Raw genomic sequence first — 24,701 nt, 5'->3', positions numbered from 1 at the left:
CATGAATGCACGGACGACGACAGACGTTTACGTGGTGTCGCTTGAAGACGTAGGGATGGACGATGTACCCGCCGTGGGCGGCAAGAACGCCTCGCTGGGTGAACTGAGCCGCTCCCTGATCCGTTCGGGTGTCCGGGTGCCGGAGGGCTTTGCCACCACAGCCTCCGCCTACCGGGCCTTCGTTGGCGCCAACGGCATCGAACCAGGGATCCGTGCCTCGATTGAGGCGTACCGGGCAGGCAGCACAACCCTGCGGGAAGCCGGCGAAACCATCAGGGAGCTTTTCCTCGGCGGGGAGTTTCCGCCGGACATCGCCGCCGGCATACGGGACTACTACAGGGGCTTATCCGAGCGGTCGGGGCAGGCCAGGGCATCGGTGGCCGTTCGGAGCAGCGCCACCGCCGAAGACCTTCCAGATGCGAGTTTCGCAGGCCAGCAGGAAACCTTCCTGAACATTTCAGGCGAGCGGGAGGTCCTGGAGGCCTGCAGGCGGTGCTATGCCTCGCTGTTTACAGACCGGGCCATCAGCTACCGGGAAATCAAGGGTTTCGACCATCTGGAGGTGGCCCTGTCCATAGGCGTGCAGCGGATGGTGCGTGCGGATATCGGGGCCTCCGGAGTGATGTTTTCCATTGACACAGAGTCGGGCTTTCCCCGCAGTGTCCTGATCAGCGCCGCCTGGGGACTGGGGGAAACAATAGTGCAGGGGACCATCAATCCCGACAAGTACCAGGTCTTCAAACCGTTGCTGTCCGACCCGCGGTTCGCCCCCATCATCGAAAAGACCATCGGCGCCAAAGAACGGAAGATGATCTACCGGCGCGGCAGCCACGCGCGCACCCGGACCATCGACACCACGGACCGGGAACGGCGCTCGCTGGTGCTCAACGATTCCGAGATCCTGACGCTGGCGCGGTGGGCGGTGGCGGTAGAGGAGCATTACGGACGGCCTATGGACATGGAGTGGGCCAAGGACGGTTCCAGCGGCGAACTCTTTATGGTCCAGGCTCGTCCGGAGACGGTACAGGCCCGGCGAAGCGCTTCAGTCTTCCGCATTTACCACCTCCGTGGATCTGGCCCGCTGCTGGTATCCGGCGCGGCGATCGGGGAGTCGATAGTGCATGGTTCTGTCTGTGTTGTGCGGGATGCCCGGGACATCGGGCAGTTCCGGGACGGCGCTATCCTGGTAGCCCAGATGACCGACCCTGACTGGGTTCCCATCATGCAGCGCGCCGCCGGTATCGTCACGGACCACGGCGGCCCGACGAGCCACGCCGCGATTGTGAGCAGGGAACTTGGAGTCCCGGCCGTAGTGGGGACGGGGAATGCCACGTCAGTCCTCGACGAAGGAACGTCCATCACGCTTTCCTGCGCCGGGGGTGAGGATGGCAGCGTTTACGACGGCACTCTGGCTTTCGACATCGAAGAGGTCGACCTCGGCACCCTGCCCACAACGCGGACTTCTGTCATGGTCAACATCGCCAGCCCTTCGGCTGCCTTCCAATGGTGGCGCCTGCCTGCAGCCGGCGTGGGCCTTGCACGGATGGAATTCATCATCAGCAACCTCATCCGGATCCATCCCATGGCGCTCGTGCATCCCGAGCGCGTCACCCATCCTGGCGACGCTGAACGCATGAAGGAGCTCACCTCCGGACGGGCGGACCTGCAGGAATACTTTGTCGATGCACTGGCCACCGGGGTTGCCAAGATTGCCGCACCCTATTACCCGTTGCCCGTGATCGTCAGGCTGAGCGACTTTAAGAGCAACGAGTACGGACACCTGATCGGTGGGCGTTCCTTCGAAGCAGCCGAAGAGAATCCCATGCTGGGCTTCCGCGGAGCCTCGCGCTACTACGACAAGCGCTACCGGGAAGGCTTTGCCTTGGAATGCCGGGCGCTGAAGAGGGTGCGCGGGAAGCTCGGTTTCTCCAACGTCATCATTATGGTTCCGTTCTGCCGCACCACCCGCGAGGCTGACCTGGTGATCAATGAGTTGGCACGAAACGGGCTGGTCCGTGGTGAGGAGGGGCTACAGGTTTACATGATGTGTGAGATTCCTTCGAATGTCATCCTCGCCTCGGAATTCGCACGCCGCTTCGATGGATTCTCCATCGGGTCCAATGACCTGACCCAGCTTGTCCTGGGGGTGGACCGCGACTCCGAACAGCTGGCCGGGCTTTTTGATGAACGGGACGAGGCAGTGAAGTCGATGATCGCCGAGGTCATCGCCAAGGCGCATGCGGCCGGGATCAAGATCGGCATCTGCGGCCAGGGCCCAAGCAACCACCCGGATTTCGCGGCGTTTCTGGTGAAGGAGGGCATCGACTCCATTTCGCTCAACCCCGACACGTACCTCAAGACCGTTCCGGTGATCGCAGCGGCCGAGAATCAGGAATGATGACCAGGCTTGGCCTCCTGACCAGCGGCGGCGACTGCCCGGGGCTGAACGCCGTGATCCGCGGTGCCGTGCTGAGCGGCGTCGTGTCCTATGGATATGACTTCGTGGGATTCCGGGACGGATGGAAAGGGGTGCTGGAAGGGGACGTGGTTCCGTTGCCCAGGCATGCCGTGCGGGGAATTGCCAGGTTTGGCGGGACCATACTTGGCACATCGCGGACCAACCCGCTGACTTCAGGCGGAGCGGAAGCGGTGCGCGAAAGCCTGCGCCGCCTTGCCGTCGATGGGCTGGTCGCCATCGGTGGAGAGGGAACCCTGGCGGCAGCGCAGGAGCTGGCCAAACGGGGAATAAACGTTGTCGGAGTCCCAAAGACCATCGACAACGACCTGGACGCCACGGATGTCACATTCGGCTTCGACACCGCAGTCCAGACGGCAACGGAGGCCATCGACCGGCTGCGCACCACGGGGGAGTCGCACCACCGCTGCATGATCGCCGAAGTCATGGGCCGGAACGCCGGCTGGATTGCCCTGCATGCCGGTATGGCTTCCGGCGCCCACGCCATCCTCATCCCGGAACTCACGGTCTCTTTGCGGCAGGTCGCCGCCTGGGTGGAGTCCGCCCATAGCCGCGGGAGGGCACCTCTCGTGGTTGTATCCGAGGCATTTGTCCTGGAGGGCCAGGATTCACCCTTTTCGCCCAGGGGCCTGGACACTTTTGGCAGGCCCAGGCTGGGCGGAATCAGCGTACTGCTGGAGCACCAACTGCAGGAGCTGACGGGAATCGAAACGAGGGCCACCATTCTGGGCCACATCCAACGGGGCGGTGCCCCTACCGCCTTTGACAGGGTCCTGGCCACGCGGCTGGGCTTTGCAGCCGTCGATTCAGCCGCAAACGGCCGCTGGGGAACTATGGTGTCGCTGCGTGGGACCACCATCGTCAACGTCGGCTTCGATGCTGCGCTGGGCCGGCTCAAGACTGTTCCCGAGGACCGCTACCAGGAGGCAGCAATCCTGTTCGGCTGATCCCGGGCCGGACCCTGCTGTCAACCCCGGGTTATCTCAATCTTTCGTGCAGGTGGCTGCTGGGCGGCCGTAGGCACGGGCGTCCGGACCTCCAGCACCCCGTCCTTGTAGGAGGCAGTGATGTCCTCCTGCTGAACGCCGTCGGGCAGAGCGAGCCTCCGGACGAATGAACCATAGCGGAACTCCGAGCGGTAACTGTTCTTATCCTTCTGCTCGGACTTTTCCCTGCGCTCGGCCTTGATCTCAAGGGCACCGTCAACGATGGTGACGCTGACGTCCTTGTCCGGATCGATTCCCGGGAGTTCGGCCCGGACCACGAGGGTGTTGCCCTCAACCGATTCTTCGACGCGGATCCCCGAGGCCACGGTGTCACCTTCGAAAAGTCTTTCGATCATCTCGACGGGGGAGCGCCGGGTGTCAAACCATTTCATCAAATCAGCCATGTCTTCCTCCTGGTTTGGATGGCTATCGGTGCATCACTGCCCGACTCCTTAAGGGTCGGGGACAGGGCACCGAGGACCCAGAGGCTTTGGTCCTGTCGCCGCTGCTGGCAAAGCCACACGCATTGCCGGAGCGCGGCGACCCGGCGGGACAGGGGGGGGCTAGGATCAGTTCCATGAGCAACTCCGCTTCGGAATCCCCCACGGAAGTCCTCGTCCCGGCTGACTGCTGGAAGTATCTGGAGTCCTCCTACATAGGCCGGCTGGCCGTGATCAACGGTTCAGTCCCCGAGATCTTTCCCGTGAACTTCATGGTTATCGGAGGCAAGGTGGTCTTTCGAACTGCCGCCGGCACGAAACTTCATGCCCTCCTCAGTGGCACCGCCGTGGCCTTTGAAGCGGATGGGCTGAACGCTTACGCCACCGAAGTCTGGAGCGTTGTGGTCAAGGGAAGGCCAGGGCCGTTTGAGGGAGATCCGGCGACCCTTCAGGAGGGTCCGGACCGCGGGCCCTGGCAGCCCGGAACCAAAGACCACCTCGTCCAAATCGTCCCCTGGGAGGTCTCCGGGCGCAGGTTTGCGGTTTCACCGCGCACACGCTGGTGGCCCCCGCAGGACTTTGCAGCAGACTGGCTCTAAGGAGGCGTCATCTTCACAGGCGGATCAGCGGGGTACCGCCTTGCATGGGCCCGGCTCAGCGCCACGACCGCAAGGATGGCGACGGCGGCGGCGGCGAGGGCGGCAGCCGTGAGTCCTGGAGGTGGCCATTCGAGCATAAAGAACTCCTGCAGGACGGGGACGGTCATCAGGAGCACCAGGGCCAGGCACATGGCTGCGATGATGGCCAGGCGCAGGGCGCTGACGGGGCGGCTGACGGCTGCCAGGACAGACAGGCCTACGAGGGACAACGTCAGCACGGAGGCGGTGCGGCTGGCTCCGACGCTGAAGCCCGCCGCACCAACGGAATACACCTGGACAGCCATGACCGCCGCGGTGACGACGATTCCAGTCGGGAGTGCCATCGCCAGGGACCGTCGGAGAAAGCCGGGCCGGTAGCGGCGGCTGTTACTCATCAGGGCCAGGAAGAACGCGGGGATACCGATGGTCAGGCCGTCAGTGGCGGACAGTTGCCGGGGCAGGAAGGGAAAGTTCCACATCAGGGCTCCGAAAAGCACGGACAGGGCAACAGCGTAGGTTGTTTTGCTCAGGAACAGCACCGAGACCCGCTCAATATTGGCGATGACCTGGCGTCCTTCGGCCAGGACCGCGGGTAGCCTGTCAAAGCGCCCGTCCAACAGGACCAGGCGGGCCACGGCCTTGGTGGCGGGTGCCGCCGTGTCCATGGCGATGCCGATGTCTGCCTCCTTTAAGGCCAACGCGTCATTGACGCCGTCGCCCGTCATGGCCACGGTGTGCCCCATCCGCCGCAGGGCAAGCACCATGTCTTTCTTCTGTTGGGGCGTCACGCGGCCGAACACAGAAAAACTTTCGAGCGTTTCCTCCAACTTTTTCGCATCCTGGGGCAGGTGACGCGAGTCGTAGCCTTCGCCGACGTCGAGCCCCACCTCACGTGCGACAGCCGAGACCGTCCGGTGGTCATCGCCGGAGAGGATCTTGACGCCAACGCCCTGCCGGCGGAAGTAGGACAAAGTCTGTGCGGCATCCGGGCGGACCTTTTCCCGGAAAGTCACCAGTGCGGCCGCAGCCAGGCCCCGCGGCAGCCGGGCGTCGTCGGGATTCCCTTTGGGCGCGGTTTCCTGTGTGTGGGCCAGGACCAGCGTGCGGAGGCCCGTTGATGCGAGGCGGCGGGCCTGTGCCAGGACAACATTGGTGCTTCCGCTACCCCCTGGCAACGCCATCTCAGGGGCACCCAGCACCCAGGTCCCCGCAGCGACGTGGGGCGGAAGGAAACTGGCGGCACTCCACTTTCTGGCGGAGGAGAAGGGAACGACGGCGGTCGGGGCCCGGTCGCCATCGAAGCCGAAGGTGCCAGCAAGGCAGCGCGCCGTGGCGTTGGCTTGGGGGTCCGAGCCGAACCATCCCAGGGCCTCCTCCCAGCCCGACGGGGGCGGCCCGCCTACGGCATGCACGCCGTCGAAAACCACCTTGCCTTCAGTCAGCGTGCCAGTCTTGTCGAGGCAGAGAACGTCCACACGGGCAAGGCCCTCCACAGCGGCCAGTTCCTGCACCAGCACCTTGTGGCGGGCAAGACGGACGCCCCCTACGGCGAACGCAACGCTGGTCATCAGCACGAGGCCCAGGGGGATCATCGCGATAGCTCCGGCCACCGCTCCAACGAGCGCCTCTACCCACGTCCCGGTTCGGAAAGCGGCGTCCCAGCCGCCTTTGGCCTGCATCTGGCCGTTGGTGATGACGGCCACCACGGGGAACAGCGCCCAGCTGATCCACCGAAGGACGCGGTTGATCCCGTTGCGGATCTCTGAATTGACGAGGGAGAAACGTTTGGCTTCCGCCGTGAGCAGGCTGGCATACGAACCCGCCCCCACAGCGACCACCCTCGCCATTCCCTGGCCGGCGTTGATCGTGGAGCCGGACAGCACCGCCGAGCCCCGGTCCTTGTTCACGGGTTCTGACTCACCCGTGAGGAGGGACTCGTCAACTTCCAGGCCATTGTCGTCGACGATGACGGCGTCGGCTACGACTTGGTCGCCGGCCTGCAGGACGGCGATGTCGTCCAGGACCACGTCCGCAACCGCGATTTCCTGGACCTGGCCGTCGCGGAGCACCCTGGCCTGCGGGGCATCCATGACTGCCAGCCGGTCAAGCAGCCGCTTGGCCCGGAACTCCTGGACCACGCCGATCACGGCGTTGCTGAGTGCGGCGAATCCGAAGAGCGCATCCTGCCACTGCCCGAGGACGAGCAACAGCAGGAAGCAACCACCAACAATACCGTTGAAGAGAGTCAGCACGTTGGCACGGACGATTTGCCAGAGGGTGCGGCTCGAGTTGTCTGGGACGGCGTTGGCCAGCCCCGCGAGCGTGCGCTCCTTCACCTCCTGCGTGGAGAGGCCGGATCCTGCGGGAGCGTCAGCCCCGGGCGGAAAGGGAGCCGCTGCCGTGCCCACCGGCTAGCCTCAAGGTGCGGGAGTGAGGGCCGCCCCGAGGGTCCTTCCCCATTCGCGCGCCCGGTCGAGTTCACCCGGCAAAAGCTGGTTGGTGGCATCAACGAGGAAACTTGCAGGCTCAGCGACAAGCTCAAGGCCGTGCTGCTTGAGTCGTTTGGCTATCCCCTTGGACGCCTGTCCGGTCAGCAGTTTGTTGCCCTCCAGCCGGGTATCGAAAGCGGCAGCTTTCCCGGTTGCCTTGTCCAGGGCATCAAACCATGCCCGCAAACCCTGTCCGCCGGCCGCCGCGTCCGGGACCAGTCCCTTCTCAGGGTGTTCGAGGGCGTCCTTGACCGCCAGTTCCCACATGGGCCTCCTGCTCATGCCATGGATGTGGGTGGGCCCTCCGACTACCAGGAGATTGGTGGCCGTGGGATCGGTCCCGGCCGCCTCGTCGACGGACATCACCAATGGTTCGGCTACCTCCTGCAGGCCTTGTGCTATCGCGTCCGCGACGGCATGCGTGTTGCCGTAGAGGGATTCGTAAACAATGGCTGCCTTCATGGCGTTGCCTTCCGATCGAGTGCCGACGCCAGGTTCCTGGCCCAGCCGGCTGCCTTTTCGAGTTCCCCGGCGCGCAGGGGCCCTTCGGTGCCCCGGACGTAGAACGGGGTGGGATCGGAAATGATGTGCGCGCCGCCATCGGTCAGCAGCTTGGTCATTTTCCGGGCGGCGTCGCCATGGATGAAGAAGCGGACGCGGGTGTCGAATGCTGCGGCCCTGATGCCCTTGAGCCTGCCGTCGCCCAATCGCGTCAAGAGTTGCGTGATTTTGGGCGTGGGCCGCCACCCGTTGATGGGGGAACCGACGATGAGGAAATCGCCAGTTGCCAGGGTTCCGGGGTTGAACTCCGAGACGGAGACTGCTGCAGCGCGGAGAGGTTTGAGGTTCTGCGAGATGGCCTCGGCAACCGCCTGGGTGTTCCCGTATGCGGAGTCGTAAACGACGTAGCCTTTCATGCCGCAATCACTACCTTAAGTGCGTTGGTCTCCGCGGCCCGGGCGAATGTGTCGTAGGCCTCCATGAACTGGTCAAAGCGGAAACGGTGTGTGGCGAACTTTTCCGCGGGCAGTTTGTTCTGGGCCACAAGCTTCAGCAGCATCGGGGTGGTGTTGGCGTTGACGAGGCCCATGCTGATGTTGATGTTCTGGATCCAGAGGCTCTCTACGTGGAGTTCCACGGATTTGCCGTGCACGCCGACGTTGGCGACGTTCCCGCCGGGCCGGACCACCTCCGTGCACATGGTGAACGTTGCGGGAATGCCCACTGCCTCGATCGCCACATCCACGCCCTGGCCGTCTGTCAGGGCCATCACCCGTCCCTTCCAGTCGCCGTCGTCCGAGCGGACAACGTCGGTGGCGCCGAACTCCCGGGCCTTTGCAAGGCGGTTCGCGTCCAGGTCCACGGCGATAACGGTGGCCGCTCCGTAAAGCCCTGCGGTGGCGATTGCGGCCAGCCCGACCGGGCCTGCCCCGACTACCGCTACTGTGTCGCCGGGCTTGACCCTGCCGTACTGCACACCGATTTCGAAGCCTGTCGGGAGAATGTCCGACAACATGACCGCCTCCTCGTCGCTGACGCCGTTGGGCAGCAGGTGCAGGGAGTTTTCGGCGTACGGGACGCGCACGAATTCGGCTTGCGTCCCGTCGATCAGGTGTCCGAAGACCCAGCCAATGCCCGAAGCGCCCTCGTCGCCCATGCAGTGCGAATAGAGGCCGGCCTTGCAGTTGACACAATGGCCACAGGATTTGATGCAAGAGATGATCACGCGGTCACCCGGTTTCAGGCTGGTCACTGACGCGCCAACCTCAGTGACGGTCCCCACCCCTTCGTGACCGAGGATCCGCCCATGGGCCACGGCCGGCACATCCCCTTTGAGGATATGCAAATCCGTCCCGCAGATGGTGGTGGTGTCAACCTTAACGATGGCATCGGAGGGATTCCGAATCACCGGAGCGGGCACTTCTGTCCAGGATTTCTTGCCTGGGCCCCCGTAAACCATTGCTTTCATGAGTGTTCCTGCCTGTTGTTGATCACGGGCTCAAAGCGCGCGGAGTGCCGCTCCACCTCAACGATGCCGCCCGCTCGGCCCGGCGGTAAGGGACGAAGGTCCCGGAAATTTCGACGGCGGCAGTTCAGGTCTTCGAATTACCTGCGGTCCCATCCGGCTGCGGCTGCCGGGAAATCAGGACGGGTCCAGTGGCGTGGTGAAGGACTGCATGGGCACTTGACCCGATGGTTCCTCTCAGGAGTCCCCATCCCTTGCTGCCGACCACGATGAGGGCGGCACCGCGGGCGGTGTTGAGGAGCGCCCGCGGGACGGAACTGTCCTGCGCGATGTGCTGTCTGACACTCACGTCCGGAGCCATCGCGCGGGCGCTCTCAGCGGCTGTGATGAGGAGGCGGCGGGCGGCTTCCTGGCCACCTCCGGGCTTGTTGGCCGGGCCGTCGTGGGGCTGAATGACGTGGATGATCATCAGGTCCGCTCCCGTGGCACTGGCCATGGCACAGGCAATACCAAGCGCGCCCGCCGACCCGGAGGAGTCAATTCCTACCACGACGCGCCCCTCCGGGTTCTGATCGAACCGGATGACCGCCACGGGACAGGACGCCGTCGCCGCGAGTTCCAGGCTTACTGATCCCACCAGGAGTCCCATAAAGCCTCCGATCCCGCGGCTGCCAAGAACCAGCATCCGCGAATTATCCGCGATTCGACGAAGATGGCCGGCAGGGAGTCCGTACAGGAGGCTGCCTCGGGTCCTGACTCGGGGCGCCGCGGACAACGCCTCAGCTTGCCCCTCATCGAGGATGGACTGCGCCTGATGTTGCAGCCCGCTTCCGGATATGCCTTTGACGGGTCCAAGGTCATTGGTCAGCAACGGCCAGAGCGAGCAATGGACCACTTGCAGCTCACAGTCCATGAGCGCTGCGTGCCGTGCTGCCCAACGTACAGCGAGGGCTGCCTCGGGTGACCCGTCGTAGCCGACGACGACGCTGTCAGGGGAGGTCATGGCTGGACCTGGTCTGGCGGCCGCCTTCCGCGCGGCTGTCCTGAAGTATCCGAGAGCCCTGGCGGCAAGTCGGTACCGTGCGCCACCAGGACCGGGCATTTGGCGTGCTCCGCGACTGTTGCGCTGACCGCACCCAGCAGCAGGCCTTCGAATCCTCCGTGGCCGCGACTGCCCATAACCACGATCTGGGCATGCTTGCTTTCTTCGACAAGTACCTTGGCCGCCTGACCTCGTAAGGCGACGACCTCGAGTCCGTCAGGGGGCGCGCCGTCGAACGCCTCGTCCACGGCCGCAGCACAGATCCGCCTGGCTTCATCTTCAGGGTTCCACACAACTGGCGTGAAGGTACCGACTGCAATCTGGAATTGCCAGCATGCCACCGCCCGGATGTGGGCATTGAGCAGCGGTGCCAAGGCCCGGGCCCACCGCAGGGCGAGGATGGACGGAGCGCTTCCGTCCACGCCCACGACTATTGCCGGCAGCTCAGGTGTTAGTTCCATGGTCATTCTCGGCGTCCTGGCTGACCACCAGTACTGGGCAATGTGCGTGTGCTGCGCAGGCTGCGCTGACTGAACCCATGAGCTGGCCGAGCAAGCCGCCATGGCCCCGCCGGCCGACTACCAGCATTTGGGCATTCCGGCTTTCCTCCACAAGAACTTTCGCTGGCGACCCCACTTTGACAATGGCAGAGAGGTGTTCCGGGCGTTCCGGGCCGAAGGCCCTGTCGATAGCCTGTTCCATGAGCCGCCGGGCAACGGCCTCAAGTTCCGCTGCGGGGTCAATGCCGCTGCCAGGCGGAAGATGTTCCGGAAGGTAGAAGTCCGAGTAGCCCAGGCAGGTGATGACCTGCAAAGGCGCAGCCAACGCGGACGCCAACCGACCGGCAAGGCGCAGGGCTGCGGGAGAGTATTCGGAACCGTCGATTCCGACAACAATGCGTTCGCTGTCAGCCATGGCAGTACTTTCCCCCAGGATCCGGCAGCGCGCCTAGGGCCGAAGGTCACCCCGGGGGCCTGTCTTTCCTGATGCCTATCAGACCTGCGGAAGCAACACGGCAGCTCCCGAGTAGGCGTCTGTGGACAGGTCCAGCAGTGCCTGGTCTGCGCTTGTCCACGCATAAGCAACAGTGGTGGGGCGGAGGGGTATCCGTTCTGCCAGCGACAGAAATTCCCGACCGTCGGCCCGGGTGTTGGCCGTGACGCTGCGGAGGTGGCGCTCCTGGAAGAGGTCTTTCTGGTAGTCCAGAACCGGTATCTCGCTCAAGTGGATGCCGGCGACGGCGAGGGTCCCGCCCCGGTCCAGGGCGCGCAGCGCAACCGGGACCAGTCCACCCGCCGGAGCGAAGAGGATGGCCGCGTCCAGCAGAGCGGGTGGCTCGGCCTCAGCGGGTCCGGCGAATTCCGCCCCAAGCCTGAGGGCCAGGCTCTGCGCGGCTGACGATCGGGTCATCACGTAGACGCGTGCATCTTCGTAGATGGCCATCTGCGCCGTCAGGTGGGCCGACGCGCCAAAGCCGTAAATGCCGAGTTTGCCTCCTGGTGGAAGGCCGGACGAACGAAGCGCCCTGTATCCGATGATCCCCGCGCACAGCAAGGGCGCGGCCTGCTCGTCGGTGAATACATCGGGTATCCGGTAAGCGAAGTCCTGGTGCACAGTCATCAGTTCCGCGTAGCCGCCGTCGACATCCCAGCCGTTGAATGCTGGGGTAAGGCAGAGGTTCTCCGATCCGCGCTGACAGAACCTGCAGGCGCCGCAGGTGCGGGCCAGCCAGGCTGCTCCCACGCGCTCGCCAAGGCGAAACCGGGAGCTGCCGGCTCCCAGCCCGATGACTTCCCCGACGACTTCATGGCCAGGGATGCGTCGGACGGCCCTGGGCCGGAGGTCTCCTTCGGCAAGGTGAAGGTCCGTGCGGCATACACCACAGGCAAGTACCGAGAGCAGAATCTCCGACGCGCCCGGTGATGGATCCGGACGTTCGCCCAGTTGCAGCGGACCTGACGCGATAGGGCCAGGCTCTTCAACCCACCATGCCCTCATGAAGGGTCATCCCAGCCCGGCGCGGGTGGCCTCATCCAAGGGACCGCCCCAGGTGAGCGGGGCAGCGAGATTGAAACGCCGTCCGGTACCACTCTCGGGTTCAACGCGGAGGAAATGGTCCTTACGGACGGTTTCCCAGGGGAACAGTATGTGCCCGACGGAGTCCAGCGGTTCGCGGGTCCGGCTGTTCACCCAGACGGCAAGCCGGCCCACGGAATCACCCCGCAGCAAATCCCAGCATTCTTCAGTTGGCAGCACGGCGGTCTCCGGTAGGGGTGCATCTGTGGTCATGCCTGTGATCCTAGGTAGCGGGTGCGTCCGGATGTAGGGCACAAAGACCCCTAAAACCAACCGACGTGGCTGGAATGCCGGTGCCTGCCAGGGGTAGTCTGAATGCACCGGCTGCAGCCGGCCGGCCCGTGTGGATCTCTGTCCAACGGAAGGCGGTTCTTCCTTGAATAAACCCCAGCAACCCCGCCGGGGAACGGATTCCCCGCAAACCGTTGCCAGCTCACGGATCGATGAGCTCCTCACCGACTTTGTTGAACGTGCCGAGGAGTTGGAGAGTGCCCAGCAACGGATGCAGGGGCTCCTGAGCGCGGTAGTGGCCCTGGCCGAGGACCTGAGCCTGGAGGCGGTGCTGCACAGGGTGGTCAGCTCAGCCTGCCACCTTCTCCAGGCCGAATACGGTGCTTTGGGAGTCATTGGACACGACCATGCGCTGAGCCATTTCATCACCGTGGGAATCGATGAGGAAGTGGCCCGTAAGATCGGCCCACTCCCCACGGGACATGGCGTTCTCGGCCTGTTGATCCGCGACCCGAAGCCGTTGAGGCTGCATGACCTTAGCCAGCATCCAGACGCCTACGGGTTTCCCAAGAACCACCCACCGATGAAATCGTTCCTCGGTGTGCCGATCCGCGTCCGCGACGTTGTGTTCGGGAACCTATACCTCACCCAAAAAAGAGGCGGCGGGGACTTCACGGAAGAAGACGAGGAGCTGGCCGAATCGTTTGCTGCAGCCGCCGGCGTCGCGATCGAAAACGCCAGGCTCTACGACGATGCCCGGCGCAGGACCGCTTGGCTGCAGGCCTGCATGGAGGTGACCGGCAGGATGATGGGCGACGAGGAGACGCCGGACGGCCAGAACGGTGAACTGGACATGATCGTCGCCAGGGCACTCCGCGAGTCCGGCTCATTCCTTGCCCTCATCCTCGTCCAAGAGGAGCTTCCCACCGGGTTCCGCGTCGCAGGAGCTGCGGGCAGCCGCGCCCCGCAGTGGGTTGGACGGCTTCTAACGTTGGACCCAAGGGCGATTCAGGCCGTTCTGGCCACTGGCAAGGCCGCTGTCATTGAGGACGCACCGTCGGCTCTCGGCGTCGCCGAAGGGCTGCCCGCCGGCCGGCTCCTGGTCATAGACCTGAGTGCCAGGGGCACCCACCACGGGCTCCTGGTCCTCGTTCGCGAAGGAGCCGGCACGTTCAGCCCGACAGACCTGGAAATGGGTACGGTCTTCGGTTCGCATGTGGCACTGGCGCTCGAACTGGCACGTGCACATCGGATGCGGGAACAGATTGCAGTCTTCAGCGACAGGGACAGGATTGCCCGTGACCTCCATGACCTCGTCATACAGCGCCTGTTCGCTGCCGGGCTCAGTATCCAGAGTCTGCGGCGGTACATGAGCGGAGATTCCGCTGCCCGGACCATCCAGGCTGTGACCGCCGAACTCGACGAAACCATCCGCGAACTCCGCAACACCATCTATTCACTCAGCGAAGCGGCCCCGGAGAAGGAACTCCTCAGTAGCCGTGTCCTGCAGGCGGTCCGCAGCGGCTCGCATTCCCTGCTATTTGTTCCGCTGCTGACCCTGACCGGGCCCATCGACGACATCCGGGATGAAGAAACTGCTTTGAACATCCTGGCGGTGATTACTGAGGGGCTGAGCAATGCCGTTCGCCATTCCGGGGGTGACATCATCCAAGTGAAGGTGGCGGTGAATGATGGACAGGCCACCGTCAGCATTCAGGACAACGGTGCGGGGTTCACTTCCCCCGCACCGGGTAACGGCCTCGTGAACATGGAACGCAGGGCGAACTCGCTGGGCGGCTCTTTCAAGGTTTCCAGCTCACCGGAATCGGGAACATCAGTCACCTGGAGGGCTCCGGTCTTTTGAGCCTTACTGCTCATGATGCTGTGCCACATGGACCGCGGCCTGCGTCCGCCGTTCAAACCCCAGCTTCGCCAGCAGCGACGATACGTAGTTCTTGACCGTCTTCTCCGCCAGGAGCATCCGTTCGCCGATCTGCCGGTTTGTCAGTCCTTCCCCGACGAGCTCCAGAACCCTGCGCTCCTGCCGGGTCAGCGATGCCAGCCTGGGGTCCACTCGCTCCGGTTCCGCCAGTCCCTGGACAATCCTGGCCTTCAGCTCGGCATCAAACAGGGACTCACCCTTGGCCGCCCGGCGCAGTGCGCCGATCAGGTCCGACCCGCCAATCTCCTTCAGGACGTACCCGGACGCCCCAGCCAGGACCGCGCCCCGAAGCGCCTGCTCGTCGTCGTAGCTTGTCAGGATCAGGCAATTGATTGTTTCGTCCACTGAATGGACATCACGGCAAACCTCGATCCCCGTGCCGTCCGGTAGACGGGCATCAAGAATTGCCACGTCCGGGCGCAACGCTGGAATTCGGCGGGCCGCCTCTGCTGCAGAGCCGGACATCCCAACCACAACGAATCCTTCGCTTTCCAGAAGGTCCTGCAGTCCCCGCCGAACGAGCTCGTGGTCGTCAAGAACGAATACCCGGACAGCATGGGCTACCACGTCAGTTCCTTGTTCCGCTGCGGTTGAGGCGTTCATCGTGATCCCTTCTGCGCACCCCTTCCAACCCCATAAGGGCCTGTTCTGCGCCTGACTCATTCTTTAGGAAACGGTGGCGACGCGGCAAGGGTCCAATGGCCCGCTCCGCGGACTTGCACGACTCTTCATCCCACCACCCGCCCCTCCCGGTTTACACGGCTGCTGATGCCGTGAGGTCCCTGGCCAGCTTTGAAGGCACGATTTTGATGCGCAGATTGACCTGGAGGTGGCATGCGTGCCACTTTTGTTCCGGCGGGACACATCCTCGCTGCCGCGCACATCCGGCTGACTGTGCAGGGCGTGCGCAGGCACTTCACTGGTGACCTGGGCAGGCCCCACGATCCACTGATGCACCCCCGCAAGCACTCCGTATGACCTATATCACTCAGGGCGAGCCGGGCGCTTCCGATGCTTTGAGGGTGCGCATCAGGCACGAACTGGGCTGGAACGCCAGGGTGCCCGAGCACAACGAAGCAGTGGCGATCAACCACCCGCGCAAGTGTTCCCGAACCAGGAATGCTGCGGGGGACCGCAGGCGCGCCCTCCCACCGCGCACTCCTACGGAAAGATCCTGAGCGCAGTGTCCCAGTTGAAATGCTGGTGCTCGGGGCTCACCTGCAGGCCCATGACAACCAGCATGAAGGCCTCAAGTTCGCGCGACCGCCGCAGGGGCCCGACATCGATGGGCCGCATACCTGCCGCTGCTGCCACGGCGCTGACTTTTTCCTTGGCCTGCTCCGAATCACCGGCAATAAAGACGTCCAGGTGCTGCCCACCGACTTTTCCGGCTTCCAAGGTGGTGGGGAACGTCGTGTTGAATGCCTTGACCACCTCCGCGCGTCCATTCAGCAGCCGGGCCGTTTCTTCGGCGGCTGACACGCCCGGCTCTGTGGTCAGCCGGTCGAAGTTCGAGACGTCCACAGTGTTGCTGATATCCACAACGACACGTCCGTCGAGGGAGTCACCGATTTCCAGGATGGCGTTATGCACTTCCTTGTGCGGGATGGCGAAGAAAACAATTGCTCCTGTGACGGCAGCCCCGGTTACGCCTCCTGTGGCGCCCGGGCCGAGGCTCTCCACCAGGTCCCGTGTCCTGGAGCCATCACGACCCAGAATCTGTACCGGGTTGTTCCCTCGCAGCATGACAGTGGCCAGCGCGCGGGCCATGTGCCCGCTGCCGATAATGCTGATGTTGGTCATGATCTTCCTTCGCCGGAACGCCTGGGACTGGCGTGTCCATCCAGTAGACAGCCTTCCCCGGCAGGGCAACAGGGACGAAAGCCCCGGAACCATGGCGGGGCTTAAGGCACTGGCAGTTCAGCGCCTCAGCGGGAGACTGGGTGAGTGGCAGTACGAGGAGGCAGGCTTTGAAAGGGCGTGAGGTCCTTTGCGGGCTTTCCGGTTCCGGCACCGGCCGTGGGGCCGCCGAGTGGGCTGCGCAGAGGGCTGAGGCGCTGGGTCTCCGGCTGCGTTTGGTGCGGGTAGTGCCCGAACACTCTTATTACCGGACACCGTCGCGGTACGCTGATGCCGTCGCCGAGGCACAGGCCTTGCTGGACAGTGATCGCGACCGGCTGGGCGCATGGCATCCAACGATACAGATCCTTACCTGCTGGCAACCGGGGGAGCCTGCCCCGGTCCTCAGTAAGCTGTCCGTTGGAGCCGAGATGACAGTTCTCGGTTCGGACCGTTCAGGGGACCGGCGAGGCGAAGGGTTCGGTTCGGTGAGCTTCCAGGCCGCCGTCCTCTGCCAAAGTCCCGTCGCCGTCATCCCGGCCCGAAGGACGGCGAACCAGGCAGGCGTTGTGGTTGGCATCGACGGATCGACCCACTCGGCAGCTGCACTCACGACAGCTGCGGAGGAAGCCCGCCGGTGCGGAGAGGAACTGACTATCCTGCACGTAGTGGCGACAACGCTGCCACCGGCAGGCCCGGGAGCGGCAGCCGCCAATGGTCGTGAGCCCGATCCCGAGGCCCTCGTCTCAGCAGCGTCAGGACGCGTCCGTGTGCTCTTTCCCGGGCTGCGTGTCCGAGAAGTGGTCCAAAAGGATGATTTTCCAGCCAACTCACTGGCCGGTGCCGCCGTACAGGCAAAGCTGTTGGTGATTGGCTGCTGGGGATGCGGAGGGTTGCGGAAACCGATCGGTTCCATAGCCGAAAAAGTCCTCATGCAGTTGCCATGTCCCATCATCATCACCCGGCCGGCCCGGCCGGCGCCTGACTCCGGCCAGCCGCCGCAGGTTGTGCTGCCGTGACCTATGGCCCTACTGACCGCAGTGCCGCAGGCTGAATCTGGAAGGACCCAGGTCCGGCGGGGGCGGCCACAACCGGATATCGACCACGGGAGGACATCATGCGGGCCCGTTCCATCACCATGCTTATTCTAGGCATCCTGTTCTCGATGCTGGGAATCGGGTTGCTCTTCGGTGGCATAGGCGCCTCGGTGGTCAACTCACTCCAGAACGACGGCGGCTACCTCACCTCACCGAAGGAGCGGTTCGACGTAGACTCTTCGGCGATCATGTCCGCCGGCGCGGACAACATGCGTGGCGACGACTACCCGGGCCCGTTGCCGTTTGATGTTGGCAGCATCCGGATCTGGGCCGAATCCGCCAGTGCGGGAAAGGAAATCTTTGTCGGCATAGCCTCCCGACCTGACGTGGAGCGCTACCTGGCCGGTGCGAACTACTCCGAGCTGCTGGACGTCAGTTTCCGGCCTTTCCGTGTGGAGTACCGTGAAACTCACGGCACCCAACAGCCCCTTCCACCGTCGGGGCAGGACTTTTGGGTGGCATCGGCTGCCGGCGCCGGGGAGCAGGTCCTGGACTGGAACATCCAAGCTGGGAACTGGAGTGTGGTGGTGATGAATGCCGACGCAAGCCCAGAAATCCGGGCTGACCTCAAGGCCGGATTCCGGTCTGAACTGTTTGGCCCCATTGCAGCCGGTTTGCTGGTAGCCGGAACAATCCTGCTGGTCATCGGCGTGCCGTTATTGATCTTTGGCGCCCAAGGACTGGGGCGGCACGCGCCCGCGGCCGGCCCGCCGGTAGCCGGTCCGCCGCCGCCAGTTCCCGTATCGGCGCAGGCACATACGGTAATGCCGGCGCCTTCGTGGCCCGGTCCCGCGGCGCCGTACGCGGGACCGGCGTCCCCGCCTGTATCCATTGCCGGTGCGGAAAGGCCGCCGTACCCCGCACGCCTGTGGGGACACTTGGATCCGGTTCTTTCCAGGTGGCTGTGGCTTGTGAAGTGGTTTCTGGCCATACCGCATTTCATTGTGCTGTTCTTCCTCTGGTTTGCGTTCTTCGTCGTCACAGTCATAGCCGGGTTCGCCATTCTCTTTACCGCCCAGTACCCGCGTTCGCTGTTCGATTTCAATGTGGGAGTCCTGCGCTGGACCTGGCGGGTGGCGTTTTACAGCTACGGAGCGCTCGGAACGGACAAGTACCCGCCATTCACACTGGCGAAGACGGACTACCCGGCCGATTTCGAGGTTGACTACCCGGAACGGCTCTCCCGCGGCCTTGTCCTGGTGAAATGGTGGCTGCTGGCGCTTCCCCACCTCATCATCATTTCGGCACTGACTGGTACCAGCACCGTCCGCTGGACTGATCCCCAAACTCCGGGCATCAGGTACGAGACCGGGACCGGATTCTCATTCTTCGGCTTCCTGGTCTTCGTTGCGGGAGTGATCCTGCTGTTCAGCGGCCGCTACCAGCGCCCGCTGTTCGACCTGCTCCTGGGCCTCAATCGATGGATCTACCGTGTCATCACCTACACGGCCCTGATGCGGGATGAGTATCCGCCGTTCCGCCTCGACCAGGGGGCCAGGGACGTGGACCTTGAGGGACAAACGGGTGCCGCCGCAAACGGCGGTCTGCGCACGCCTGCTCCGCCGGCCGGTCCGCTGCCACCCGGCGGGCCGATACAACCGCCGCCGGAAACTACAGGGAGCGGTTGAGGCTCCGGCGCAGCAGGAACATCGTCGTTGTCAAAAATTGAGCCGACCACCATGGCCGCAGCGTCTGCGACGGCGGCGAAGACGGCAAGGATGAGGCCGGCCAGCAACGGATTGCCCCAGTCGACGCCGAGCAGCAGGGCCGTGCCGAGCATGATGTAGGCACCCTGGACCACTGCAATGCCAAAGCGGCCCAGCGCCTGCCCGGCGATGGCCTCCCAACTGGTGACTGGCGCGGCCATCATCCTGGAAATGACGCCCAGCCGCCGTGCATGGATCAGCGTTGCCGCGCCGGTGAGGGAACTCAGGAAAATGAACAGCAGCTGCTGGGCGGCGCCCAGGTCGAACTGTCCAAGGCCAGTGAATTCCTGTGGCACATTATCCGTATCCACGATCTCCAGGCGGGGAAGCTGCGCGCCGATACGGGCCTGCTCCAGTGCTGCCGCGGACTGGTCCCTGCTGACTCCCGCGTCCTGGAAGGGCTGCAGTCTGGCGGCGTCCCTTATGAAGATCCCGACGTCGGTCCGTCCCCGGCTGAGCTCAGCACGCAGTGTCTCCGGGCTGCCTGAGGTGACGCGCGCTCCGATCCTGTCCCTCCGGCCACCGATACGCGGGCTTGTCCACTTTCTGCGCCGAACTGCGATCCCAAGAGGAGGATGAGCAACAGCGGGAAATCGAAGACGAAGAAAATGTTTGACCTGCAGCGAAGGAAGAGACGGACTTCCACGCCGGGTCCGAGGACTCCGAACCCCACAGTGAAGAACAGGAACAGCCCGGTCTGGCGTCGGCGGGGGTCCGGCGTCGTCGCTGCTGGCCACTACGGTGGCCGGTTTGTGTTCAACACTGTCCGGGCCAAACCCGCCGAAGGCAAGGCCCAGGTTTGCCGCATCTCAATCCCTGAGCGCTTTGCCGGTCAGGTGCAGGAAGACTGATTCCCCGCCGCCGCGAAGGAGCTCATTGGTCTGGCGAGGGCCGGGTCCAGGCCATGGAGATGATCGTTGTCCTATCGGCCCCGTTCGGTCCCAGCAGGCCGGAGGTTTCTCCTGCCTGGATGCGGAAGGACACCAGGCTTTCGACGGCCAGGACCTCATCGGTCAGAATCGTGGCTTCTGCGCCCTCCATTAGCCGCACGTCAGGCGTGTGCCGGACAGAGGTCATGGATGAGGCCAGTTCCGGCGCATTCACGGACGTCCTTGATCGCGGCGGCGGCCTCGCGCTTGTCCGTGTATGGTCCGGAAACGGCGAGCACCGACCCATCCGGCGCCACCAGGGCGAAGCGCACCCGCGATTCGCTGTCCGTGAAAACTTCGAATGCTCCTGCCATGCGCTTGCTCCTTCAAACTTCCTTGTTCACAACGTCGGGCGGCGTCGGTTGAGCCAATGCTTCCATGCGGGCGTGGTCTCCATTAGTGGCAAAGGTCCCTGGAGTGGAGGGTCCAGCAGAACAACCGGTCCTAAGTGCCCTAGTTGGGCGTGCCATACGGCAATAGCGTCAAAGGCATGACGTTGGCTGCCGTGAGAACTACTGTTGTGCGTTTTCCGCTGGTGGCCGCCACGGTGGCAGCGGGATTGATCGTTGTTGTGCTTGTGGCTGCCGGACAGGAGCCGGCGGCCCAGTGGACGGCAAGCGCCTACGCTCTCCTGGTCGCGTTGTTCCGGTCCGGCTCAATGGTGAACTCGTTGCTGAAGGGGAGGTGGGGGATTGACCTGTTGGCCGTCACCGCCATCGTCACCACGGTGGCGGTGGGGGAATATGTGGCGTCCCTGATCATTGTCCTGATGCTCTCAGGTGGCGAGGCGCTGGAAGTGATCGCCCAGGGGCGCGCCACCCGGGAACTCAGGGCCCTGCTTGAGCGTGTCCCGCAAACAGCCCACCGCGAACTGCCTGGACGACCGCCGGAGGACGTACCTGCGGCGGAGGTCCGCCCCGGTGACATCCTCCTGGTCAAACCTTCCGAGGTAGTTCCCGTGGACGGGGTGCTCCTCTCGGATTCCGGCAGCTTCGACGAATCCACGTTGACAGGCGAAAGCCTTCCGGTGGAACACCACCAGGGCGATACGCTGCTCAGCGGGTCAGTCAATGGAGAAATGGCCGTTCACATGGAGGCGGCATCCACCGCTAAAGACTCTCAGTACAGCCAGATCGTGGCGTTGGTCCAGGAGGCTGCGTCCAGCCGTCCGCCGGTGGTCCGGCTTGCCGACAGGTATGCCATTCCGTTCACGCTGTTTGCGTTTGCCCTGGCCGGGGCGGGCTGGTACTTCAGCCAGGACCCGGGCCGGTTCGCGCAGGTCCTTGTTGTGGCTACCCCATGCCCACTGCTCATCGCCGCTCCGGTGGCTTTCCTTGCTGGCACCAGCCGTGCCGCACACGCGGGAATCATCATTAAGAACGGCGGAACCCTTGAACAGCTTGCCCGCGTGCGGACGGCCGTGTTCGATAAAACAGGCACGCTCACGCACGGGCGGCCCACCTTGCACGGCGTCCACGTCTCGCGGGCGGCTTCGGGAGAGATTTCCGAGGACCGGCTGCTGCAGCTCGCGGCTTCGGCCGAGCAGTACTCGTCCCATGTCCTTGCTTCGTCCGTGATCGATGCCGCACGGCGCCGGGGTTTGGAACTGCTGGAAGGAACCAACGCTTTTGAGCATGCCACCCAGGGGGTAACGGCTACCTGCGGCAATCAAACGGTAGTGGTGGGCAAACCTGGTTTTGTCCGTTCAATCACCACGGGATTCGAGGAAGCCGGGATCGCCGGTGGCCAGCTGGCGGTGTACGTGGGCGTAGACGGACGGTTTGGCGGAGCGCTGATTATGAGCGACCCCCTGCGGGACAATGCCCTAAGTACGCTGGCTGAGCTTCGCCGGCTGGGGGTAAGGGAAACCCTGCTGCTTACCGGTGATGCTCGCGCTACCGCCGAGCAGATCGCCGCGAGCGCCGGCATCTCGAGGTTCGAGGCAAGTTGCCTGCCAGGGGACAAGGTTTCCATCGTGGCGGGCCTGCGGGAACGTCCGGTCATGATGGTGGGCGACGGCGTTAACGACGCACCGGTCCTCGCCGCCGCAGACGTCGGCGTTGCCATGGGCGCCAAAGGATCCACCGCGGCCAGCGAGTCGGCGGACGTTGTGATCATGCTCGACGACTTATCCAAAGCGGCGCTTGCAGTCGAGATCGGTCAACACACCGTGCGGATAGCGCTGGCGAGCATCTGGACGGGCATCCTGCTGAGCGTTGGCCTGATGATCGCGGCAGTATTCGGCTACATTCCGGCTGTGGCCGGCGCCCTCCTCCAGGAACTCGTCGATCTGGCCACGATCCTCAATGCGCTCCGGGCCCTCCGCGCCGGCCGCCATCCCCATTGGGCGGAAATGGGCGGCACTCCAATGGGCGTTACAGCGACAAGGTGAGGGCCGACGTCGGGCCTTCACCTTCGCTGTTCTGCTCAGGGTTCTGCTTTCAGGCCCCCGCCGGGTCCAGCGGCGGTCACTACCGGGACGGGGGAGTGATGACGAAGCGGCGTCCGCTGACTTCCGACGGCGTGACCCTCACCAGATGGTCCTTGCTGCCGGGTTCCCGCGGTTCGAGTCCGGCGTCGGTTGCCTCCTGAAACGCTTCCTGGGTGTCCACCACCTGGGCGGTTCCTTTGACGATGTCATGAAGGGCTGGTTTTCATATTGCCGGCTCCTTCTTGATGTCCGTAAGGCGCCGGATAGGTGTTATTACCGTTGGGCACGGAAGGTGCGTCAGGACAGCGTGGGCAGTGGAGCCGAGCAGTAGCCTTTTGAATCCGCCCCGGCCTCGGCTTCCTACCACAAGCAGCTGAGCGTCGGCGGCTGCCTTCACCAGCGCGGCGGCGGGTTCCACGTCTGTCTTCAGAACTTTGTGAACCACAAGATCCGGGTAATCCTCGGCCAGACCGGAGATCGTCTCGGATAGTACGATCTGCTCCTCTTGCACCGCCAGCTGGGCCAGGTTCCGGGTGAGCAGGCCGGCGTCGATCCACCGGTCCGGTGCCCGGAAAGCGTAGACAACCGACAGTTCCTGGCCCTCCCGGTCTGCCTCCGCGGCGGCAAATGCAACGGCATGGGTGGCATCTTCGGACCCGTCGACGCCGACAACCACACCCCGGCGGCCTTCGACCTCCTGGTCCCCGATCACCGCGACAGGGCACTTCGCGGCGGCGGCGACCTGCAGGGCGCGGTCGGTCAGCGAGCCACCCAGATGAGGGGCTCCGGACCCGACCACAAGCATTGACACCTTAGTGGAGTACCTGCGCAGCGAGCCAGCAACCGCTCCTTCCAGGATTTTGGTGGTGATCTCAACTGGAATCGTGCCGCGCACGCGACCGGCCGCCCGCTCCAGCAGCTCTTCGCCCTTCTCCACCAGCATGCCGGTCCAAGGAATGGGTTCGGCCACCCAGCGGTCGTCAACAACGTGCAGCAGGATCAGCGGGAGGCCCGCACGGGCAGCCCGCTGCGCCGCCCATTTCACGGCTGCCTGGCTTTGCGGGGAGTCGTTGGTGGCGACGGCGATCGGTTTAGACGTTCTCACGGCTGGGTTTCCTCTCTCCATTCTCGGGACTGTGAACAACCAGGACTGGGCAATGGGCGTGGGCCACACACGCTGAGCTGACGGAGCCCAGGAGCAGGCCGCCAAACCCTCCGTGGCCGCGCCGGCCCACTACGATCATGTCGGCGTCTCGGCTGGCGTCGATCAGGGAGTCCCGGGGGCGGCCCCGGAGGACCTGGGCGATGATGTTTTGCGGGGTCTCTGGTCCGAAAGCCTTTTCCAGGGCCTCCCTGAGGATCAACTCCACGCGCTCTTCGAAGCGGTCTATGCCCATCGCCACGTACCCGGTGTAAACCTGCGGATCATCCCAGTAAGCAGTGGCCAGCACTGTCGCGCCCAGCGGGACTGCCAGCCGCTGGGCCTGCCGCAGCGCCTCCACCGATGCCTCGGACCCGTCCACCCCAACGACGAAAGTGGCGATGTCTGACCTTGACCGTTCCATGGACAGTTTCCCTTCAGCGCGCGCTGGCTGCGTCTCCATCGTGCGGCGCATGGCTTCGGATCTGTAGGGCCTAAAGTCACCTGGAACTTGAGGAGCTGCCTGAACCAGAGAAACTTCCCCCGCTGCTGCCGTACCCTGGTGTGCCCCCGCCCCTGGCTGTGCCCACTTCTGTCCGTCGGGACTGATCCATTCCTGATGCTCGGCGCGGGCGAACAGGTCCAGGACCCCGGCCGTGTCCTCAACGACGACGTCGGTGGGCGTTGACACCGGGAACGGGCCGGCGCGCCGCCGATCAGCGGCGAAGAAACAAGGAGCGGGCTGGCACTCCTCCACCAGGCGCTGCGGCCAGGCTGAGTCGTGCCGCCATTGCCCCTCAAGCCATTCATGACGAAAGAATCCGCCGGGCCACGTGGACTTGGACAGGGCTGATTGGCACAGGATCCAGGATTCCCTATGCAGGGGCGGCGGGCTCGGCATTCTGCCAGAGTCCGATCACGTTTCCCTCGCTGTCCCGGAAGTACGCGTTCCAGCCCGAACCGGGGACCTCCATCCGGCCCCGCACGGTGGCACCGCCAAGCTGGCCTATCCGGGCAAGGGCGCCATCAATGTCTTCGACATCGATGGTGACCACGGGGGCCTGCAGCATGTCCCCTCGGTGGAAGATCCCGCCGTTGATTGCGCCTGGCTCCGCCGGGATGCCTTGATCGTTGAGCGGCGTTGTCATTGCCAGGCTGTATTCCATTTCCGGCAACACCTGGAAAGTCCAGCCAAACACTGATTGGTAAAACGCCCTGGCACGGCTTTCGTCGTCGGCAGGAATTTCGAAATGAACTACTCCACCCACTGCA

At 64.2% G+C, this 24,701-nt stretch carries 27 protein-coding genes and 1 pseudogene; 9 read left to right on the top strand and 19 right to left on the bottom strand.

What is annotated here, in order from left to right; genetic code table 11:
* The first annotated feature begins 1 nt into the window (after position 1).
* Positions 2-2,398 (top strand): phosphoenolpyruvate synthase, encoded by a 2,397-nt coding sequence (gene ppsA, locus NFC73_RS06565; protein ID WP_254748668.1) that lies wholly within the window; start codon positions 2-4, stop codon positions 2,396-2,398.
* Complete coding sequence (locus NFC73_RS06560; RefSeq protein ID WP_254748666.1) at positions 2,398-3,423, top strand: 6-phosphofructokinase; 1,026 nt, start codon at positions 2,398-2,400, stop codon at positions 3,421-3,423. The genes ppsA and NFC73_RS06560 overlap by 1 nt, the downstream gene beginning before the upstream one ends.
* A 20-nt stretch (positions 3,424-3,443) precedes the next feature.
* Here the strand turns inward: NFC73_RS06560 and NFC73_RS06555 are convergent, their stop codons facing one another.
* On the bottom strand, positions 3,444-3,866 hold the full coding sequence (locus NFC73_RS06555; RefSeq protein ID WP_254748664.1) for an Hsp20/alpha crystallin family protein: 423 nt from the start codon (positions 3,864-3,866) through the stop codon (positions 3,444-3,446).
* Between the two features lie 173 nt (positions 3,867-4,039).
* On the opposite strand from NFC73_RS06555, the gene NFC73_RS06550 reads away from it, so the two are divergent.
* Positions 4,040-4,501, top strand: a complete 462-nt coding sequence (locus NFC73_RS06550; RefSeq protein ID WP_254748662.1) for a pyridoxamine 5'-phosphate oxidase family protein — start codon at positions 4,040-4,042, stop codon at positions 4,499-4,501.
* Here NFC73_RS06550 and NFC73_RS06545 read toward each other — a convergent pair.
* The 9 genes from NFC73_RS06545 to NFC73_RS06505 all read right to left on the bottom strand — a co-directional run bounded on the left by NFC73_RS06545 (position 4,498) and on the right by NFC73_RS06505 (position 12,326).
* The gene (locus NFC73_RS06545) at positions 4,498-6,948 is read right to left on the bottom strand and encodes an HAD-IC family P-type ATPase (protein WP_254748660.1); all 2,451 of its coding nucleotides are present in this window, start codon (positions 6,946-6,948) and stop codon (positions 4,498-4,500) included. The two genes, NFC73_RS06550 and NFC73_RS06545, sit on opposite strands and share 4 nt — an antisense overlap.
* 9 nt (positions 6,949-6,957) lie before the next feature.
* Entirely contained in the window at positions 6,958-7,491 is a 534-nt protein-coding gene (locus tag NFC73_RS06540) for a flavodoxin family protein (RefSeq protein WP_254748658.1), read from the bottom strand.
* Positions 7,488-7,946, bottom strand: coding sequence for a flavodoxin family protein (locus tag NFC73_RS06535; RefSeq protein WP_254748656.1), 459 nt, complete (start codon positions 7,944-7,946; stop codon positions 7,488-7,490). The genes NFC73_RS06540 and NFC73_RS06535 overlap by 4 nt, the downstream gene beginning before the upstream one ends.
* The gene (locus tag NFC73_RS06530; RefSeq protein ID WP_254748654.1) at positions 7,943-8,998 is read right to left on the bottom strand and encodes a zinc-dependent alcohol dehydrogenase family protein; all 1,056 of its coding nucleotides are present in this window, start codon (positions 8,996-8,998) and stop codon (positions 7,943-7,945) included. Before NFC73_RS06530 ends, NFC73_RS06535 begins: the two co-directional genes overlap by 4 nt.
* Positions 8,999-9,122: 124 nt before the next feature.
* A complete protein-coding gene (locus NFC73_RS06525) occupies positions 9,123-9,998 on the bottom strand; it encodes a universal stress protein (RefSeq protein WP_254748652.1) in 876 nt (291 codons plus the stop codon).
* Entirely contained in the window at positions 9,995-10,504 is a 510-nt protein-coding gene (locus NFC73_RS06520; protein ID WP_254748650.1) for a universal stress protein, read from the bottom strand. Before NFC73_RS06520 ends, NFC73_RS06525 begins: the two co-directional genes overlap by 4 nt.
* Complete coding sequence (locus NFC73_RS06515; RefSeq protein WP_254748648.1) at positions 10,482-10,952, bottom strand: universal stress protein; 471 nt, start codon at positions 10,950-10,952, stop codon at positions 10,482-10,484. Before NFC73_RS06515 ends, NFC73_RS06520 begins: the two co-directional genes overlap by 23 nt.
* A 78-nt stretch (positions 10,953-11,030) precedes the next feature.
* Positions 11,031-12,035 (bottom strand): zinc-dependent alcohol dehydrogenase family protein, encoded by a 1,005-nt coding sequence (locus NFC73_RS06510; RefSeq protein WP_254748647.1) that lies wholly within the window; start codon positions 12,033-12,035, stop codon positions 11,031-11,033.
* A gap of 6 nt (positions 12,036-12,041) precedes the next feature.
* Positions 12,042-12,326, bottom strand: a complete 285-nt coding sequence (locus NFC73_RS06505; RefSeq protein WP_254748646.1) for a hypothetical protein — start codon at positions 12,324-12,326, stop codon at positions 12,042-12,044.
* A 163-nt stretch (positions 12,327-12,489) separates the two neighbouring features.
* Here NFC73_RS06505 and NFC73_RS06500 point away from each other — a divergent pair, with 163 nt between their 5' ends.
* On the top strand, positions 12,490-14,208 hold the full coding sequence (locus NFC73_RS06500; RefSeq protein ID WP_308292652.1) for a sensor histidine kinase: 1,719 nt from the start codon (positions 12,490-12,492) through the stop codon (positions 14,206-14,208).
* A 3-nt stretch (positions 14,209-14,211) separates the two neighbouring features.
* On the opposite strand, the gene NFC73_RS06495 is transcribed toward NFC73_RS06500, so the two are convergent.
* A complete protein-coding gene (locus NFC73_RS06495) occupies positions 14,212-14,889 on the bottom strand; it encodes a response regulator (protein ID WP_254748644.1) in 678 nt (225 codons plus the stop codon).
* Between the two features lie 231 nt (positions 14,890-15,120).
* Here NFC73_RS06495 and NFC73_RS06490 point away from each other — a divergent pair, with 231 nt between their 5' ends.
* Positions 15,121-15,264: a hypothetical protein gene (locus NFC73_RS06490; protein ID WP_254748642.1), complete on the top strand. Its 144-nt coding sequence runs from the start codon at positions 15,121-15,123 to the stop codon at positions 15,262-15,264.
* Between the two features lie 183 nt (positions 15,265-15,447).
* On the opposite strand, the gene NFC73_RS06485 is transcribed toward NFC73_RS06490, so the two are convergent.
* A complete protein-coding gene (locus tag NFC73_RS06485; RefSeq protein ID WP_254748640.1) occupies positions 15,448-16,089 on the bottom strand; it encodes an NADPH-dependent F420 reductase in 642 nt (213 codons plus the stop codon).
* A 140-nt stretch (positions 16,090-16,229) separates the two neighbouring features.
* Here NFC73_RS06485 and NFC73_RS06480 point away from each other — a divergent pair, with 140 nt between their 5' ends.
* Positions 16,230-17,144 (top strand): universal stress protein, encoded by a 915-nt coding sequence (locus tag NFC73_RS06480; RefSeq protein WP_254748638.1) that lies wholly within the window; start codon positions 16,230-16,232, stop codon positions 17,142-17,144.
* Between the two features lie 98 nt (positions 17,145-17,242).
* A complete protein-coding gene (locus tag NFC73_RS06475) occupies positions 17,243-18,850 on the top strand; it encodes a DUF4389 domain-containing protein (RefSeq protein WP_254748636.1) in 1,608 nt (535 codons plus the stop codon).
* A gap of 86 nt (positions 18,851-18,936) precedes the next feature.
* On the opposite strand, the pseudogene NFC73_RS20835 reads toward NFC73_RS06475, so the two are convergent.
* Positions 18,937-19,224, bottom strand: a pseudogene (locus tag NFC73_RS20835) (ABC transporter permease); the annotation flags it as partial.
* On the opposite strand from NFC73_RS20835, the gene NFC73_RS06465 reads away from it, so the two are divergent.
* On the top strand, positions 19,120-19,416 hold the full coding sequence (locus NFC73_RS06465; protein ID WP_254748869.1) for a hypothetical protein: 297 nt from the start codon (positions 19,120-19,122) through the stop codon (positions 19,414-19,416). The pseudogene NFC73_RS20835 and the gene NFC73_RS06465 sit on opposite strands and share 105 nt — an antisense overlap.
* Positions 19,417-19,801: 385 nt before the next feature.
* Here the strand turns inward: NFC73_RS06465 and NFC73_RS06460 are convergent, their stop codons facing one another.
* Together NFC73_RS06460 and NFC73_RS06455 are read right to left on the bottom strand one after the other, a co-directional pair.
* Positions 19,802-19,969 (bottom strand): hypothetical protein, encoded by a 168-nt coding sequence (locus tag NFC73_RS06460; RefSeq protein ID WP_254748634.1) that lies wholly within the window; start codon positions 19,967-19,969, stop codon positions 19,802-19,804.
* Between the two features lie 10 nt (positions 19,970-19,979).
* Positions 19,980-20,171 (bottom strand): YegP family protein, encoded by a 192-nt coding sequence (locus NFC73_RS06455; protein WP_254748632.1) that lies wholly within the window; start codon positions 20,169-20,171, stop codon positions 19,980-19,982.
* 176 nt (positions 20,172-20,347) lie between these two features.
* Here NFC73_RS06455 and NFC73_RS06450 point away from each other — a divergent pair, with 176 nt between their 5' ends.
* Entirely contained in the window at positions 20,348-22,249 is a 1,902-nt protein-coding gene (locus tag NFC73_RS06450) for a heavy metal translocating P-type ATPase (RefSeq protein WP_254748630.1), read from the top strand.
* A gap of 79 nt (positions 22,250-22,328) precedes the next feature.
* On the opposite strand, the gene NFC73_RS06445 is transcribed toward NFC73_RS06450, so the two are convergent.
* The 4 genes from NFC73_RS06445 to NFC73_RS06430 all read right to left on the bottom strand — a co-directional run bounded on the left by NFC73_RS06445 (position 22,329) and on the right by NFC73_RS06430 (position 24,697).
* Entirely contained in the window at positions 22,329-22,472 is a 144-nt protein-coding gene (locus NFC73_RS06445) for a hypothetical protein (RefSeq protein ID WP_254748628.1), read from the bottom strand.
* A gap of 39 nt (positions 22,473-22,511) precedes the next feature.
* Positions 22,512-23,393, bottom strand: a complete 882-nt coding sequence (locus tag NFC73_RS06440; RefSeq protein WP_254748626.1) for a universal stress protein — start codon at positions 23,391-23,393, stop codon at positions 22,512-22,514.
* Positions 23,380-23,853, bottom strand: coding sequence for a universal stress protein (locus NFC73_RS06435; RefSeq protein ID WP_254748625.1), 474 nt, complete (start codon positions 23,851-23,853; stop codon positions 23,380-23,382). Before NFC73_RS06435 ends, NFC73_RS06440 begins: the two co-directional genes overlap by 14 nt.
* Before the next feature lie 451 nt (positions 23,854-24,304).
* Positions 24,305-24,697 (bottom strand): VOC family protein, encoded by a 393-nt coding sequence (locus NFC73_RS06430; protein WP_254748624.1) that lies wholly within the window; start codon positions 24,695-24,697, stop codon positions 24,305-24,307.
* Positions 24,698-24,701 lie beyond the last annotated feature (4 nt).

Origin of the sequence: Pseudarthrobacter humi (genome assembly GCF_024294965.1) — a bacterium.
Classification (GTDB): domain Bacteria; phylum Actinomycetota; class Actinomycetes; order Actinomycetales; family Micrococcaceae; genus Arthrobacter; species Arthrobacter humi.
Note: the sequence above shows the minus strand (reverse complement) of the source record. Positions and strands in the feature narration are given on the sequence as shown.

Coding starts and splice junctions, on each gene's coding strand:
- NFC73_RS06465 (WP_254748869.1), top strand. CDS start 19,120: ATGGATCAGCGTTGCCGCGCCGGTGAGGGAACTCAGGAAAATGAACAG.
- NFC73_RS06495 (WP_254748644.1), bottom strand. CDS start 14,889: ATGAACGCCTCAACCGCAGCGGAACAAGGAACTGACGTGGTAGCCCAT.
- NFC73_RS06560 (WP_254748666.1), top strand. CDS start 2,398: ATGACCAGGCTTGGCCTCCTGACCAGCGGCGGCGACTGCCCGGGGCTG.
- NFC73_RS06505 (WP_254748646.1), bottom strand. CDS start 12,326: ATGACCACAGATGCACCCCTACCGGAGACCGCCGTGCTGCCAACTGAA.
- ppsA (WP_254748668.1), top strand. CDS start 2: ATGAATGCACGGACGACGACAGACGTTTACGTGGTGTCGCTTGAAGAC.
- NFC73_RS06475 (WP_254748636.1), top strand. CDS start 17,243: ATGCGGGCCCGTTCCATCACCATGCTTATTCTAGGCATCCTGTTCTCG.
- NFC73_RS06535 (WP_254748656.1), bottom strand. CDS start 7,946: ATGAAAGGCTACGTCGTTTACGACTCCGCATACGGGAACACCCAGGCG.
- NFC73_RS06485 (WP_254748640.1), bottom strand. CDS start 16,089: ATGACCAACATCAGCATTATCGGCAGCGGGCACATGGCCCGCGCGCTG.
- NFC73_RS06490 (WP_254748642.1), top strand. CDS start 15,121: ATGCGTGCCACTTTTGTTCCGGCGGGACACATCCTCGCTGCCGCGCAC.
- NFC73_RS06550 (WP_254748662.1), top strand. CDS start 4,040: ATGAGCAACTCCGCTTCGGAATCCCCCACGGAAGTCCTCGTCCCGGCT.
- NFC73_RS06460 (WP_254748634.1), bottom strand. CDS start 19,969: ATGGAGGGCGCAGAAGCCACGATTCTGACCGATGAGGTCCTGGCCGTC.
- NFC73_RS06555 (WP_254748664.1), bottom strand. CDS start 3,866: ATGGCTGATTTGATGAAATGGTTTGACACCCGGCGCTCCCCCGTCGAG.
- NFC73_RS06530 (WP_254748654.1), bottom strand. CDS start 8,998: ATGAAAGCAATGGTTTACGGGGGCCCAGGCAAGAAATCCTGGACAGAA.
- NFC73_RS06455 (WP_254748632.1), bottom strand. CDS start 20,171: ATGGCAGGAGCATTCGAAGTTTTCACGGACAGCGAATCGCGGGTGCGC.
- NFC73_RS06450 (WP_254748630.1), top strand. CDS start 20,348: ATGACGTTGGCTGCCGTGAGAACTACTGTTGTGCGTTTTCCGCTGGTG.
- NFC73_RS06515 (WP_254748648.1), bottom strand. CDS start 10,952: ATGGCTGACAGCGAACGCATTGTTGTCGGAATCGACGGTTCCGAATAC.
- NFC73_RS06540 (WP_254748658.1), bottom strand. CDS start 7,491: ATGAAGGCAGCCATTGTTTACGAATCCCTCTACGGCAACACGCATGCC.
- NFC73_RS06525 (WP_254748652.1), bottom strand. CDS start 9,998: ATGACCTCCCCTGACAGCGTCGTCGTCGGCTACGACGGGTCACCCGAG.
- NFC73_RS06435 (WP_254748625.1), bottom strand. CDS start 23,853: ATGGAACGGTCAAGGTCAGACATCGCCACTTTCGTCGTTGGGGTGGAC.
- NFC73_RS06510 (WP_254748647.1), bottom strand. CDS start 12,035: ATGAGGGCATGGTGGGTTGAAGAGCCTGGCCCTATCGCGTCAGGTCCG.
- NFC73_RS06520 (WP_254748650.1), bottom strand. CDS start 10,504: ATGACCATGGAACTAACACCTGAGCTGCCGGCAATAGTCGTGGGCGTG.